Source organism: Gloeothece verrucosa PCC 7822, assembly GCF_000147335.1.
GTDB classification, from domain to species: domain Bacteria; phylum Cyanobacteriota; class Cyanobacteriia; order Cyanobacteriales; family Microcystaceae; genus Gloeothece; species Gloeothece verrucosa.
The window spans coordinates 4,737,937-4,752,613 of sequence record NC_014501.1 but is presented as its reverse complement, the minus strand read 5'-3'; the positions used below and the strand labels follow the sequence as shown (position 1 = coordinate 4,752,613).

Sequence of the window (14,677 nt, the reverse complement as noted above, 5' to 3'; positions counted from 1 at the left end):
CCATTTATCCCGGATGCTGTCTATACCATTCAATTGTATTTTTTAGTCCTTCTTTAAAGTCCATTTGAGCAACAAAACCAAATTTTTCTCGGGCTAATCTAGTATCAAGACAACGGCGGGGTTGACCATTGGGCTTATCGGTTTGCCAAACAATTTCCCCTTTAAATCCCATTAACTCACAAATCATCTCCACTAGGTCCCGAATAGAGACTTCAAAATTTGTTCCTAAGTTAACGGGTAAAGATTGATCATAAGACTGAGTGGCCATGACAATTCCTCTAGCGGCATCAGTAGAATAAAGAAACTCACGAGTAGGACTCCCATCACCCCAGACGGGAATCTGCTTTTCCCCCTTTTGTTGAGCTTCGTAAACTTTACGAATTAAAGCCGGAATAACATGAGAACTATTGGGGTCAAAATTATCTTCAGGACCATATAAATTGACGGGCAGAAGATAAATCCCATTAAAGCCATATTGCTGACGATAAGATTGAAGTTGAACTAATAAAGCCTTTTTTGCGATGCCATAAGGCGCATTCGTTTCTTCAGGATAGCCGTTCCAAAGGTCATCTTCAGAAAAAGGGACGGGCGTAAATTTAGGATAGGCACAAATGGTCCCCACACAGACAAATTTTTCTACCCCTGCACAGTAGGCAGCATGAATCAGTTGAGTCCCCATCATTAAGTTATCGTAAAATAACTCTGCCGGTTTTTCTCGATTTAATCCAATCCCTCCGACATGAGCGGCTAAGTGAATGATAATATCCTGTCCAGTAACCGCCCTTTGACAATGATCTAGCACTCGCAAATCACAAGAGTGAGAACGAGGAATCGTAATTTGATCAGCCTTAGCTCCAGCGATTAAAAGTTGTTCAACCACTTGTCGTCCTAAAAATCCGGCCCCACCAGTGACGACAATCCGTTTTTCACTGAGATTCAGCATGATTTCTCCCCTTATTAGTTGGCTTACTGTGATTAATTTAATCTATGGTGGTTCTCGTCTCATGACGAATATAAGCCGTATCGGCTAAAAAGTGTTCACTATGATTTCCCTTGGCGATGGGGATGTCTAAAGCCGCTAGATCAGCTTCTACCATTAAATGAACTAATTCTTCAAAAGTGACTGAGGGTTGCCAACCGAGCTTAGTTCTAGCTTTAGAGGAATCTCCGATCAATAAATCCACCTCAGCCGGGCGTAAATAGCGCTCATCGAATTCTACATAGTCTTGCCAATCGAGATTAACGAATTTAAAGGCAATTTCTAGAAATTCTTTGATGGAATGGGTTTCATTAGTAGCAACGACATAATCATCAGGTTCTTGTTGCTGTAGCATTAGCCACATAGCTTTAACATAATCTTTAGCATAACCCCAGTCCCGTTTAGAATCTAGATTACCTAAATAGAGTTTTTTCTGTTGTCCGGCCAAAATACGGGCGATGGCTCTGGTAATTTTGCGAGTCACAAAGGTTTCACCCCGCCTTGGGGATTCATGGTTAAAGAGTATTCCATTACAGGCAAACATTCCATAAGATTCACGATAGTTAAGGGTTTGCCAGTGAGCATAAACTTTGGCACAGGCATAGGGACTGCGGGGATAGAATGGGGTTGTTTCTTTTTGCGGGATTTCTTGGACTTTGCCAAACATTTCCGATGAACCCGCTTGATAAAAACGCACTTCTATGCCTGTGCGATGTTGATAATCTCGAATTGCTTCTAGTAATCGTAGTGTTCCCATTCCCACTGAGTCGGCTGTGTATTCTGGTGAGTCAAAACTCACACGCACATGAGATTGGGCCCCTAAGTTATAAATTTCTATCGGTTGAACTTGTTCTAAAATCCTCCGCAGGGTTGTCCCATCGGTTAAATCTCCATAATGTAGAAATAGTCGTGCTTCTGAGTTATGGGGATCGACATATATATGATCAATGCGGTCTGTATTGAAGGTGGAAGTGCGACGGATAATTCCATGAACTTGATAGCCTTTTTCTAATAGTAACTCACTTAAGTAAGAACCATCTTGTCCAGTAATACCAGTAATTAAAGCCGTCTTTGCTTGAGTCATGTTTAATGATCCTCAGAGGTTGTCTAATGCAAAATACCTACTTAAATTTAATTTATCATTTTCTTAAATTCAATTAAATTCTTTCTTTAATAAATTTATATTAATTTTTATAGCAATTTTATGCAATTATACACAATATTTTGCTTAATTTATTCTCCAGACGAATTCACGAGAGCCAAGGAAGGCTTGAAAAAAATACAAGGCAAAAAGAGGAATCCTTTGCCTTGTTAGCGAAATTTCTGGATTTTTTCAGCAATAATTTTTAGATGGGTTCTGTTTAGCTAAAAGCCATTCCAAAACCTTGTGAAAATTGAGTAATACTTATTCCTCAATAAGCTCCATTGTTATGAGGGAAAACCACTACGCCAATGGTTTTTACCATCACCCACAAATCCATGAAAAAATTGCGGGAATTTACGTAGTAAACATCCATTTGAACTCTTAAGGGGTAAGGAATATCATTGCGCCCAGAAACTTGCCATAATCCTGTAATTCCCGGCTGAATTGTCAGCACTTTATCAATCCGATTTCCGTACTTATATAATTCTTCTGGAACTAAAGGTCTTGGGCCAACAACACTCATATCCCCCATTAAAACGTTCCAAAATTGAGGAAATTCATCTAAGCTAGTTATGCGTAAAAATTTTCCAATCCAAGTTACTCGTGGATCGTCTCTGAGTTTAAAATTATCTTCAAACTCTTCACGCATCTCTTCTGAGTTAGCCATCATGGACTCTAAGATCTCATCAGCGTTAGTGACCATTGTTCTAAACTTGATACAGTCGAAGCGTTTATAATTTTTTCCGACTCGTTCCTGTATGTAGAAAATCGGCCCCGGAGAACTAACGGCAATTAATAAGGCAATAATTAGATAAAGCGGAGAAAAGAAAATTAAAACCCATGAAGAAAAGACAATATCAAACAATCTTTTGGCAAAATCCCCGTTTATAGCTTCTAACCCCGATCTTTTGGGTTTTGAGCGCAAAACTAGAGGTTGGAAACCTCGTCTGACCAAAGCTTGTAAAGCCTTGACGGAGATGAATTGGCTATTAGCAGTCATCTTGCTCCTTCACATCACATCACACCACACTGTCCCGATCATAAAGCTAGAAGACGATTAAGTGAGCGACTCTCGTCACAAAAATCGAAATTTTTTCGAAAAATTTTTCGCACGGGAGTGGCGACAACAATCTTCTAAAAACTCTAGATAGGACGTTTGAAATATTTTTGCTGTAAACTGAGTTGCCATCGAGTGACAACTATCTGAACTAATTTGATGTTGAAACTCCAAGAAAGTTTCGACAGATTCCACTAACGCGGTTGGGGTTTGCGGATAAAAGAATATCCCAGTCCCATTTATGGGATTTTGACGGATATCTCGAACCGTTTCTAAGGCACCACCTCCTTGATAAGCTATTATAGGGGTTCCACAGGCCTGTGCTTCAACTAGGGCAATGCCAAAATCTTCACAAGCTGCATAGACAAAAGCTTTCGCTGATGCCATGTATTTTTCTACCACTTCATTGGGTTGTTCCCCTAATATTGTTATATTCGATTTAGCCCGTTGACGGATAAAATTTAATTCGGGCCCATCCCCAATGATCACTAATGGCAATTTTAAATGATTAAAAGCCTCTACGATTAAAGAGACTTTTTTATAACTCACCAAGCGGCACACCGTTAAGTAAAAATCTTCTTTTTGAGCTTTAAAGGGGAAACGATCCAACTCGACGGGGGGGTAAATCACTTTAGACGAGCGGCGATAACAACGCCAGATGCGACGAGCGGTATGGTTCGAGTTGGCAATAAAGTAATCCACTCGATTAGCACTAATCACATCCCATTGACGCAGGCGATGCAGAAGATAGCGAGTCAAAATTCCCGCTACACCTCTGCCGGCTGGACTCGCTTGCAGATAATCAAAGGTTAAATCCCAGGCATAACGCATCGGCGTGTGACAATAGCAGATGTGAAGTTGTTCAGGAGTGGTCAAAACCCCCTTGGCCACCGCGTGGGAAGAAGACAAAATTACATCATAATCTCGTACATCTAGCTGTTCAATGGCCAACGGCAGTAAGGGTAAGTATTTTTGCACTCCATTGCGCGCCCCCGGCAAATGTTGTAAAAAAGTTTTGCCGATGGAGCGCCCGTAAAGGTAGCTATCCGGATTAGTCGATTCAAAATCAATCAGCGCATAAACATCGGCTTCTATGTGCCGCAAGATCTCTTTGACGACTAATTCGGAACCGCCTGTGGCTTTCGGGGTTAACCACTCATGAACTAGGGCATATCTCATAAACTACAGGGTCGGGTCATCACCATAGCCGCTCAGGGCATTTTGATCATTATCCCGTTTTGAGCCTAATAAATCCAGCTTATCCACTCGAATCACTGGTTTAGAACGATTCGCTCCTGTATTGGCATCGGTCCAGGTTTCGATTTTTAATGAGCCTTTAACGCCAATTAAACTGCCTTTCCGCACATAATTAGCGGCTACTTCGGCAGTTTTCCCCCAAATTTCCAAATTAAACCAATCCGGCTCATCACTTTTACTGGTGGGACGATTAACGGCTAAGGTTAATGTACATAAAGAACTCCCCGAGGTAAAAAATTTAATTTCTGGGTCTCTACCCACACGACCCACCAAATGAACAACATTCAGACTCATAACTTGACTTGATTCTTTGATCGAGTACATCAGTACATTTATTTTAAGGCCAACTAAGTTATTGTAAAAATAATTAGATATTTGACTTTTCCTAGGGAATCAATGATAACTTTATCTTAGAGATAAGGGAATTATAACAATAAATTAATTAATCCAACTAGACTTAGGAGGAAAAACATAATAAAATCCACTTCGATTCCCTAGGGGTAAGAAAGCATCCGCCACTGAGTGACGGAGCGATTATTACTTCGTCAAAAAATAGCACAATTTCCAAAATGGGGGCAGTAAAACAAGTGGGTTTGTTTCGTCGCTTTTCTCTTTCTCTCTCACGAGATATGGGTATAGACCTAGGGACTGCCAATACCCTAGTTTATGTCTCGAATAAAGGCATAGTTCTAGAAGAACCCTCCGTGGTAGCTATAGACCAAGACAAGAATCCCCTAGCGGTGGGTGAAGAGGCTAAAAAAATGCTCGGACGGACTCCGGGTAATGTGGTGGCCTTACGTCCTCTGCGCGATGGGGTCATTGCCGATTTCTACAGCGCCGAAATTATGTTGGCAGAGTTTATCCGCCGCGCTCATGAAGGAAGTACCTTGGGAAATCCTCGTATGGTGATCGGTATTCCCAGTGGCATTACTGGAGTAGAACGACGAGCGGTGATGGAAGCCGCCACCCGAGCCGGAGCCAGAGAAGTCGGATTGATCGATGAGCCAATTGCGGCGGCACTCGGGGCCGGACTGCCGGTGACTGAGGCCACCGGTAATATGATCATCGATATTGGAGGCGGGACCACAGAAGTGGCGGTACTCAGCTTACAAGGAAGAGTCCTCAGTGAATCGGTACGAGTAGCCGGCGATGAGTTAACCGATTCCATCATCCAATACATGAAAAAAGTTCATAATCTGGTAATCGGAGAAAGAACCGCAGAAGAAATTAAAATTCGTCTGGGTTCGGCTTATCCGATGCAAAACCAAGATGAACCGGTCATGGAAGTCAGAGGCTTACATCTGATGTCCGGATTACCGCGAACCGTAACCATTAAAGGCGAGGAAATCCGCGAAAGTATGGCTGAACCCCTATCAGTGATCGTTGATGCTGTCAAACGCACTTTAGAGAGAACACCTCCTGAGTTAGCGGCTGATATTATCGACCGAGGCATTATGCTGGCTGGTGGCGGAGCCTTACTCAGAGGATTGGATACCCTGATAGGTCATGAAACCGGTATTGTGACTCATATTGCTGAAGATCCCTTAAGATGCGTCGTTAAAGGAACAGGAGAAGTGCTAAAAAATCAAAAACTTTTAGATCGGATCTTGGCAGAAACTTCTCGCAATGCCTAGGTGTCTTTAGTTGATGACGGGTATATAGGTCAATTGCGGTATGTTCATAGTAAGACGCCGATGGACTCGACGGGGTTTGCGAATGGTCCTAGCAGGATTAGCCTTGGGCAGTGGCTGGTTTTTTTATCAAACTCATAGCGCGGCCATTCTTGAGTTATATGCTGTCGTTACCCGTCCTTTTCAAACTGATTCTGCTCAAATCAAACAGCAGCAACTGACGGATGCTCGTGTATCTGAGTTGCAAGAACGGGTTAAGGAATTAGAACAGCAAAATCAACAACTGAAAGCTTTATTAGGGTATTTTGAAGCACAACCTAAACCGGCTATCACCGCTCCTGTGATTGGACGAAGTTCTGATGATTGGTGGCAACAATTAATCCTAGGTCGAGGGAGTCGAGATGGAATTGAAACAGGGGCTGCTGTAACTGGCATTGGTGGGTTAGTGGGGAGAATTAGTGAAGTGACTCCTCATACTTCTCGCGTGTTATTAATCAGTAATCCTACTTCTCGCGTAGGGGTGACCATTAGTCGCAGCCGCTCTATGGGCTTAATTGAAGGACAAGGGTCGAAAATTGCTGTTATGCGATTTTTTGAGAAAGTTCCTGATGTTCGTCCGGGTGATACCGTGACTACCTCCAGTGTCAGTCGTTTATTTCCTGCTGGGTTGCCCATTGGTCGTGTTCAGTCTGTGAATTTAGAAAGTCGCGGCCCTGCCCCTGAAGCCAAAATAGAATTGATTGCCCCTATTAATAATTTAGAATGGGTGATTGTTCATCCCCTAAAAAGCCACGAAGAGTTTAACTAGAGTGATTAAAGTAGCCCGCTTATCTCCTAAGACGCGGCAAATCCTCAACGGATTTGTTATTGTTAGTTCGATTTTGCTGTGCATTTTTTTCTCGCTGACTCGTTTACCTGGGATGGAGTTGTTGGGAATTGGCCCCAATTGGCTGATGATGTGGGTGATTGCTTGGAGCGTCAAGCGCACGATTTTTCAGGCTGTGGTAGCAGGATTAACCCTAGGCTTGATTCAAGATGGCATCACCTCCTCTTATCCTTCCCATGTTGTGGTTTTAGTGTTAATTGCTTATATCACAGCCCAAATTCAGAAGCAACGGTATATTAAAGAAGATTTGATGTCGGTGGTTCTGATTGTTTTCATGATGAGCTTATTCTCTGAAACTTTACTGGCCTTTCAGTATGTTATATCCGGTATTCGCCCTCTTGACGAAATTTGGCTAGATTATCAACAAATAGCCCTTTCCTCAGCTATTCTAAGCAGTTTATGGACTCCAGTCCTTTATTATCCTCTTAATAATTGGTGGGAAAATATTAAAACTTTAGATTAATTTACTATTAATGATTTTTCGGGAAAAATTTTCGTTGTTAATTAATATTAATTATTTTTTAATTATTTTAGTATCAAAAAGCACAAATTGCTGGTTCATCGGATAGGCCTTTCGCTTTCTGTTGCTTCTGCCAGAATGAGGGAACAGGGATAGGGGTTAAGCTAATTTCTTGATCCCTGAGACTAGATCAAGGTAATCAACAATGGTAAAATCAAAAATTAACCTGATCAGACAACAGAGTCTGGCTCAGGGTATTGAAATGGGTTTATGATTTTTATTGAGTTTAATCATCAGAAATTATTGAAAAAATATAGCACTCCTTCCCTAGGGATAATTTTCCTAGTTAAATCACTTTAAACACTGGCTAATCCTGCTCACTTTATTCAAAAAAATATGTCATTTCCCACCACCTCTTCTTTATCGGCTCCCTCTTTCCCGACTGCGGCTCAACCTTGGCATACCCAAACAGTGGAAGAAGCTTTAAAACTGCTTCAAGCCGATTCACAACAAGGCTTAACTCAACAGCAAATTCTCCAACGACAGCAATATTATGGCCCCAATGAACTCAAAGAAACCGGCGGTCGTAGTGCCTTAAAAATTCTCTGGGAACAGTTTACTAACATTATGTTGGTAATGCTGATTGCTGTGGCGGTTGTGTCGGCCGTTTTAGACCTCAAGGCAAGAGCATTTCCCAAAGATGCGATCGCCATTTTTTCCATTGTGATTTTGAATGGAATTTTAGGCTACTTACAAGAAAGCCGCGCCGAAAAAGCCTTAGCCGCCCTAAAAAATCTGTCTTCCCCCAAAGTGCGAGTCATCCGCTCGGACAAGACCATAGAAATTAGTGCAAAAGAATTAGTGCCGGGTGATATTATGCTCCTAGAAGCCGGTGTCCAGATTGCCGCAGATGGTCGCCTCCTAGAAGCCCAAAACTTACAAGTCAAAGAATCTGCCTTAACCGGAGAAGCCGAAGCCGTCAATAAAGTGGCCGAGACAGTCTTAAGTGAAGATGCTCCCTTGGGTGATCGGATTAATCTTGTGTTTCAAGGAACAGAAGTCATCCAAGGCAGGGCCAAAGTTCTCGTCACCAAAACCGGCATGGACACAGAAATTGGTCACATTGCCGCCATGCTTCAATCGGTTGAAACTGAACCCACTCCCCTGCAACAACGAATGTCTCAATTGGGAAATGTGCTGGTGAGCAGTTCTTTAGTATTAGTTGGCTTGGTGGTGATCGGTGGCGTATGGCGAGCCGGATGGGATTTATTCGAGGAACTGTTGGAAGTTTCCTTAAGTATGGCGGTGGCAGTGGTACCAGAAGGCTTACCCGCAGTGGTAACCGTGACTTTAGCCATCGGAACTCAGCGTATGGTGCGGCGCAATGCTTTAATTCGTAAACTCCCGGCAGTGGAAACCCTAGGCTCAGTGACTACCATTTGTTCTGATAAAACCGGCACCTTAACTCAAAATAAAATGGTGGTGCAGAAAGTCGAGACAGGCAGTGTCAGCTTTCAAGTTACTGGGGAAGGATACGCGCCGCTAGGAGACTTTATCACCGAAATGGGCGTTAATGACGCTCAAAACCCAGAAATTCAAACCCTATTAACCGCTTGTGTGCTGTGTAATGACGCTCTCTTACAACAAAAAGAAGGCTCATGGGAAATATTAGGAGACCCCACAGAAGGCGCTTTACTGACTTTAGCCGCCAAAGGAGGCATTTATTCAGAAGCGATCGCGCCTCAAATGCCGAGGTGTGGAGAAATTCCTTTCTCTTCTGATCGAAAGCGGATGTCAGTGGTAGTGGAAGGGTTACCCGCTTTGAAAAACGGCGCTCAACCCTATACCATGTTTACCAAAGGCTCACCCGAGTTGATTTTAGAACGCTGTAGCCACATTCTGATCGGTGATCAGCCTCAAGTGCTAACCCCACAACAACGAGAACAGATTCTTTTCCAAAACGACCAAATGGCCATGCAAGGGTTGCGGGTACTGGGATTTTCCTATAGATTCCTCCGAGAAATTCCCTCACTCGAAAGCGAAGAAATCGCCGAACAACAGTTAGTTTGGCTCGGATTAGTGGGAATGCTCGATGCTCCTCGTAAAGAAGTCAAAGGAGCCGTAGCACGCTGTAGACAAGCCGGCATTCGCCCGATCATGATTACTGGCGACCATCAACTCACCGCTCAGGCGATCGCTTATGACTTAGGCATTGCCCAACCCGGAGAGAAGATTCTCACTGGAAGAGAATTAGAAAAACTCAATCAACAGCAATTAGAAGAAAATGTCGAACAGGTCAGCGTTTATGCCAGGGTTTCTCCAGAACATAAACTGCGGATCGTTCGAGCCTTGCAAAATCGAGGCAAATTCGTGGCGATGACTGGGGATGGGGTAAATGATGCACCTGCCCTCAAACAAGCTGATATCGGTATTGCTATGGGCATTACCGGTACTGATGTGAGCAAAGAAGCCAGTGATATGATTTTACTCGATGATAACTTTGCCACCATTGTCGCCGCCACAGAAGAAGGAAGAGTCGTCTATAGTAACATTCGCCGTTTTATTAAATACATTTTGGGCAGTAATATTGGAGAAGTGCTGGTGATTGCGGCTTCGCCGTTGCTCGGTTTAGGGGGTGTTCCCTTGTCTCCTTTACAGATTCTTTGGATGAACCTGGTTACTGATGGTTTACCCGCCCTCGCTTTAGCGATGGAACCGGCTGAACCCAATGTCATGAAACGTCCTCCCTTCAGTCCTCGGGAGAGTATTTTTGCCAGAGGGTTAGGATTTTATATGATCCGAATCGGAATTATTTTTGCGATTTTAACCATTGGTTTGATGATCTGGGCTTATAATCAAGCTCATGCCTCTGGAGATCCCGAACGTTGGAAAACGATGGTCTTTACCACTCTTTGTTTAGCTCAAATGGGTCATGCTTTAGCGGTTCGATCAGATACCCAACTCACTGTGCAATTAAATCCTTTCTCTAATCCTTATGTTTTAGGAGCCATTACTCTCACCACCTTTTTACAACTGCTATTGATTTATTTTCCGCCCTTACAAAGCTTTTTTGGCACTCATGCGCTGAGTTTAAGCGAATTATCCATTTGTTTTGGTTTTAGCCTTCTGATGTTTGTTTGGATTGAGATGGAAAAGCTCGTCATCAATTACTTCAACAAACATAAACATAACTCTCCTTTGTAGAGAGTTAACAAGGGGAATAGCCGCCTTTAAACCCGGGTTCATCCTTGCAGAATCTATAGCAAAAGTTATAACTTAAGGATGATTTAAGGCGAGTTCCCCTTGTTTCCCACAATTTAATTAATTCTTAATAAATAAATATAAATTTATCAGGTATAATTTAACACTTGTTATCAGTTTTAATCCTCCCTTTCCACCATCCCCTATTTCAAGGCTTCCCCTAACCTTTAATTTCAATGAAAATTGTTTTAACCCTTGCTGTTTTGATTATTGCTTTGATCGCCTTTGTCGCAGAATGGCTACCGGTAGATCTTACAGCAATGTCTGTTGCCGTTGTGCTAATTCTGCTAAAATTAGTCAGTCCAGAAGAAGGCATTTCAGGTTTTGGCAATTCAGCCACCATTACAGTTATGGCGATGTTTATCCTCAGTGCAGGAATAACACGCACAGGAATTATTCAAATAGTACGAGATTTGCTGATGAAATGGGGAGGAAAAAACTCTTCTCAGCAAATTTTAGTGATGGGTATGATTGTGGGTCCCATTACAGCGTTTATTAATAATACGGCTGTGGTAGCTATTTTTTTGCCGATTGTAGAAGAATGGTGTAAGCAACGAAAAATATCGGTATCTAAACTGTTAATGCCTCTGTCTTATGTGACGGTTATGGGAGGAATGATTACCCTAGTGGGAACTTCTACCAATATTTTAGCCAGTGGAGTCTCAAAACAATTAGGCTACGGAGAATTTAGCTTATTTCAATTTAGTGCTTTAGGAATGATTACTTTTGTGATCGGGTTGGCCTATTTAGCCTTTTTTGCGCCTCGATTATTACCTGATCGAAAATCGGCAAGTAACAAGAGTCTCGAGCAAGATTATCAGATAGAAGATTATGTGAGTGAAATTTTGATTCCCCCTCGCTCGAGTTTAATCGGACAAACTCTACGTCAAAGCGGCATTCAGCGAAAATTTGATTTAGCGGTTTTAGAAATTATTCACGATGATAGCCACTTTCCTCAACCTTTAGCCGATAAAGTCTTGTCGGCGGGAGACATTTTATTGGTTAAAGGAAGTCGAGAAAATTTGCTAAAAATTAAAGATGAAAGAGGGATTGAGATTTTTGCTGATGTGCAATTTAGCCAGGAAGAGGTAGAAGAAGAAATCAGTACAGGAGCCGAAAAAGTCGCTCAAGTGTTAATTTTATCAAATTCTCGTCTTATTGGTTCCACCCTCAAAGATTTACGCTTCCGACAACGCTACAACGCCACTGTGTTAGCCATACGTAGGGGTGAAGAGTTAATTCGAGAACGACTGGGAAAAGTGCCTCTTCGCTTTGGCGACTTACTGTTGGTTCAAGGTCCTAAAGAAAGCTTTATAGGGTTTCATACCACCCGAGAACTTTTGGTTTTAGAAGAGAAAGATATAGAAAATCTTAGGAAAGACAAAGCCTGGATCGCTTTAGCGATAATTTTAGGAGTGGTGATTTTAGCTGCCTTCGACTGGTTACCGATTTTAGTGAGCAGTTTGCTCGGTGTACTCTTAATGATTATCACCGGTTGTCTCAAGCCCGGAGAAATTTATGGGGCTGTTCGCTGGGATATTATCTTTCTCTTAGCCGGTTTAATTCCCTTGGGAATCGCGATGGAAAATTCGGGAACAACCGAATGGTTAGCCAATCAATTAGTTGCTATAGGAGGACATTTAAGTGGATATTGGATTTTAACATTTTTCTATTTGATTACGTCTTTTTTGACGGAAATATTGTCTAATAATGCTGCCGTTGTGTTGATGATACCCATTGCCGTGAAAGTCGCTCAAACCTTAAGCCTTAATCCGATGGCTTTTATGTTTGCGGTTACTTTTGCCGCCTCTAATAGCTACTTAACACCAATTGGCTATCAAACGAATACAATGGTTTATGGTCCGGGGGGTTATAAGTTTTTAGACTTTACACGGGTAGGATTGCCGCTAAATATTATACTCACCATAGCGACTCCCGTGTTGATTATTTGGCTTTATGGCTTAAATAATTAAATTTCTGATTGATTGACAACAAAAAGTGATGTTTCACAAAAAAACTCTATCTGTTACCCTAATTACCTTACTGTGCTTGTTAGCTTGGCCCATGAGTCAGGCTTTAGCTCAAGGAACTGCCGCCGCCAATCCCATTAATGCAGGGGATAGTGCTTGGATGCTAGTCTCCTCTGCACTCGTTCTTTTGATGACCCCAGGATTAGCCTTTTTTTATGGGGGATTGGTGAGATCGCGCAATGTTCTCAACACCATGATGATGAGTTTAGTGGCCATGGCCCTGATTGGCGTAACTTGGTGTTTGTGGGGCTATAGTCTAGCTTTTGATGTTAAACTGGCTCAGGGTCAAACCTTTGGGCAAGGTATACAAGCTCTAATAGGGGGATTCGGTTGGTTATTCCTCAATGGGGTGAGTGCCGGTGAACCCGATCCCATCGGTTATGCGGCTACTATCCCTCATCAACTGTTTATGGCTTATCAGATGATGTTTGCTATCATCACCCCGGCTCTGATTTCTGGGGCGATCGTTGAGCGCGTCAGTTTTAAAGCCTATTTCTGGTTGTTGGTATTGTGGTCTACCTTTATTTATTCTCCCTTAGCTCATTGGGTTTGGGGTAGAGGTTGGCTCGGGGCTTTAGGCGCCTTAGATTTTGCGGGAGGAACAGTCGTTCATATTAGTTCCGGTGTTTCTGCGGTAGTGGCGGCTTATGTCATCGGTTCGCGCCGTGATTTTATGAGTCAGCCGCACGTTCCTCATAATGTCCCCTATGTGCTTTTAGGGATTGGGTTGCTCTGGTTTGGCTGGTTTGGTTTCAACGGAGGTAGTGCTTTAGCTTCGGGTTCTTTGGCCACCGTTGCTTTTGTTAATACTTCTATGGCCACATCCGCCGCCGGTTTAACCTGGATGATTCTGGAATGGGTTTTGCGGGGTAAACCGACTGCTGTAGGCATCGCTACTGGGTTTTTAGCTGGATTAGTGGGAATTACCCCTGCGGCTGGTTATGTCTTTCCCATTGGAGCGATTTTAATTGGCTCAATTACATCCGTTTGTTGTTTCTTTGCTGTCAGTTTCCGAGTGAAGTTACGCTTTGATGATTCTCTCGATACCTACCCAGTTCACGGAATTGGCGGAACAGTGGGGGCTTTGTTAACTGGCGTATTTGCCAGCAAAGCGGTTAATAGTGCAGGAAACGATGGTTTGCTTTATGGAAATCCGGGATTAGTGGTGACTCAATTTATCGGAGTCTTCGCTACCTATGTCTTTGCGGCTGTAGGGACATTCATCATTCTTAAACTGTTGAGTTTGGTGATGAATTTGCGGGTGAAAGAAGAAGACGAAGTTCAAGGGTTGGATATTCCCCAACATGGAGAAGAAGCCTACGGACAAGAACTGGAGTTCTCTTCTGAGTTTAGACAGCAAAGTTCTTTGCCTAGTTAATTGTGTTTGACTCTATATTTAATATTTAGATATAGAGAAAGTTTTAAGAATCATAATTTTTCAACCCTGTCCCTTGTGGTCAGGGTTAACTTATTAGCAAACAACTCACTAATGACTAAAATTAATTTTATCGCTGTTCAGTGCCTTGATTAGGATCGCCGGCAACGCGAGGATTTTCGCTTCCGGGTGCTTCGGGTACGGCTCCTGGTCGGATATTGGTGTTAGGATCTGCATCAGACCCTCCTTGTGCTTGTCCTGTGGTACGCTTTCTTTCATCAAGGGGAGTATCTCCTTTCTTGACGGTGGCAGTAGGCCGCTTGGCAGAAGGTCCTTCCACTTCTTCTACTTCATTTACACCAAAGTTATTGGTCGTAATTCCTGCATAGTTAACTTTATCGAAACGGACAATCACCGGATAGAGAATACCACTTTTATCGATAGAAGCCACAACGCCGATGTCATTATACCAATAGGATTCTTTACGGAGAATACGAACTTTAGAACCACGTTGAACCATAATGATTTCTCCTATTTTTCATCAAATACTATTTAATAATTATCAGTTGACGGCGGCCACAAAATCTGTCGATGGTA

12 protein-coding genes are annotated in these 14,677 nt (G+C 42.7%); 6 read left to right on the top strand and 6 right to left on the bottom strand.

The genetic code is table 11. The features are described 5' to 3' along the window. Positions 1 to 4: 4 nt before the first annotated feature. The 5 genes from CYAN7822_RS21155 to CYAN7822_RS21135 form a co-directional block, all read right to left on the bottom strand. On the bottom strand, positions 5 to 943 hold the full coding sequence (locus tag CYAN7822_RS21155; RefSeq protein ID WP_013324292.1) for a GDP-L-fucose synthase family protein: 939 nt from the start codon (positions 941 to 943) through the stop codon (positions 5 to 7). 37 nt (positions 944 to 980) lie between these two features. Beyond that, the gene (gene gmd / locus CYAN7822_RS21150) at positions 981 to 2,063 is read right to left on the bottom strand and encodes a GDP-mannose 4,6-dehydratase (RefSeq protein ID WP_013324291.1); all 1,083 of its coding nucleotides are present in this window, start codon (positions 2,061 to 2,063) and stop codon (positions 981 to 983) included. Positions 2,064 to 2,391: 328 nt separating this feature from the next. Beyond that, the gene (locus tag CYAN7822_RS21145; RefSeq protein ID WP_013324290.1) at positions 2,392 to 3,123 is read right to left on the bottom strand and encodes an undecaprenyl-phosphate galactose phosphotransferase family protein; all 732 of its coding nucleotides are present in this window, start codon (positions 3,121 to 3,123) and stop codon (positions 2,392 to 2,394) included. A gap of 75 nt (positions 3,124 to 3,198) precedes the next feature. Then, complete coding sequence (locus CYAN7822_RS21140; RefSeq protein WP_013324289.1) at positions 3,199 to 4,359, bottom strand: glycosyltransferase; 1,161 nt, start codon at positions 4,357 to 4,359, stop codon at positions 3,199 to 3,201. 3 nt (positions 4,360 to 4,362) lie between these two features. Further along, entirely contained in the window at positions 4,363 to 4,731 is a 369-nt protein-coding gene (locus CYAN7822_RS21135; protein WP_013324288.1) for a single-stranded DNA-binding protein, read from the bottom strand. A 275-nt stretch (positions 4,732 to 5,006) separates the two neighbouring features. Here CYAN7822_RS21135 and CYAN7822_RS21130 point away from each other — a divergent pair, with 275 nt between their 5' ends. The 6 genes from CYAN7822_RS21130 to CYAN7822_RS21105 all read left to right on the top strand — a co-directional run bounded on the left by CYAN7822_RS21130 (position 5,007) and on the right by CYAN7822_RS21105 (position 14,083). Continuing rightward, a complete protein-coding gene (locus CYAN7822_RS21130) occupies positions 5,007 to 6,071 on the top strand; it encodes a rod shape-determining protein (protein WP_013324287.1) in 1,065 nt (354 codons plus the stop codon). 40 nt (positions 6,072 to 6,111) lie between these two features. Then, positions 6,112 to 6,876 carry a rod shape-determining protein MreC gene (gene mreC / locus CYAN7822_RS21125; protein ID WP_013324286.1) on the top strand — a complete coding sequence of 255 codons (765 nt, stop codon included), beginning with the start codon at positions 6,112 to 6,114 and terminating at the stop codon, positions 6,874 to 6,876. A 1-nt stretch (position 6,877) separates the two neighbouring features. Beyond that, a complete protein-coding gene (gene mreD / locus CYAN7822_RS21120; RefSeq protein WP_013324285.1) occupies positions 6,878 to 7,417 on the top strand; it encodes a rod shape-determining protein MreD in 540 nt (179 codons plus the stop codon). Positions 7,418 to 7,810: 393 nt separating this feature from the next. Further along, positions 7,811 to 10,618 carry a cation-translocating P-type ATPase gene (locus CYAN7822_RS21115; protein ID WP_013324284.1) on the top strand — a complete coding sequence of 936 codons (2,808 nt, stop codon included), beginning with the start codon at positions 7,811 to 7,813 and terminating at the stop codon, positions 10,616 to 10,618. Positions 10,619 to 10,851: 233 nt separating this feature from the next. Then, a complete protein-coding gene (locus CYAN7822_RS21110) occupies positions 10,852 to 12,648 on the top strand; it encodes an SLC13 family permease (protein WP_013324283.1) in 1,797 nt (598 codons plus the stop codon). Between the two features lie 91 nt (positions 12,649 to 12,739). Further along, positions 12,740 to 14,083: an ammonium transporter gene (locus tag CYAN7822_RS21105; protein ID WP_041933903.1), complete on the top strand. Its 1,344-nt coding sequence runs from the start codon at positions 12,740 to 12,742 to the stop codon at positions 14,081 to 14,083. A 127-nt stretch (positions 14,084 to 14,210) separates the two neighbouring features. Here the strand turns inward: CYAN7822_RS21105 and CYAN7822_RS40525 are convergent, their stop codons facing one another. Then, a complete protein-coding gene (locus CYAN7822_RS40525) occupies positions 14,211 to 14,600 on the bottom strand; it encodes a photosystem I reaction center subunit IV (RefSeq protein WP_013324281.1) in 390 nt (129 codons plus the stop codon). Between the last annotated feature and the right edge of the window lie 77 nt (positions 14,601 to 14,677).

Coding starts and splice junctions, on each gene's coding strand:
- CYAN7822_RS21135 (WP_013324288.1), bottom strand. CDS start 4,731: ATGAGTCTGAATGTTGTTCATTTGGTGGGTCGTGTGGGTAGAGACCCA.
- CYAN7822_RS21155 (WP_013324292.1), bottom strand. CDS start 943: ATGCTGAATCTCAGTGAAAAACGGATTGTCGTCACTGGTGGGGCCGGA.
- gmd (WP_013324291.1), bottom strand. CDS start 2,063: ATGACTCAAGCAAAGACGGCTTTAATTACTGGTATTACTGGACAAGAT.
- CYAN7822_RS21145 (WP_013324290.1), bottom strand. CDS start 3,123: ATGACTGCTAATAGCCAATTCATCTCCGTCAAGGCTTTACAAGCTTTG.
- CYAN7822_RS21130 (WP_013324287.1), top strand. CDS start 5,007: ATGGGGGCAGTAAAACAAGTGGGTTTGTTTCGTCGCTTTTCTCTTTCT.
- CYAN7822_RS40525 (WP_013324281.1), bottom strand. CDS start 14,600: ATGGTTCAACGTGGTTCTAAAGTTCGTATTCTCCGTAAAGAATCCTAT.
- CYAN7822_RS21140 (WP_013324289.1), bottom strand. CDS start 4,359: ATGAGATATGCCCTAGTTCATGAGTGGTTAACCCCGAAAGCCACAGGC.
- mreC (WP_013324286.1), top strand. CDS start 6,112: ATGTTCATAGTAAGACGCCGATGGACTCGACGGGGTTTGCGAATGGTC.
- CYAN7822_RS21110 (WP_013324283.1), top strand. CDS start 10,852: ATGAAAATTGTTTTAACCCTTGCTGTTTTGATTATTGCTTTGATCGCC.
- CYAN7822_RS21115 (WP_013324284.1), top strand. CDS start 7,811: ATGTCATTTCCCACCACCTCTTCTTTATCGGCTCCCTCTTTCCCGACT.
- CYAN7822_RS21105 (WP_041933903.1), top strand. CDS start 12,740: ATGAGTCAGGCTTTAGCTCAAGGAACTGCCGCCGCCAATCCCATTAAT.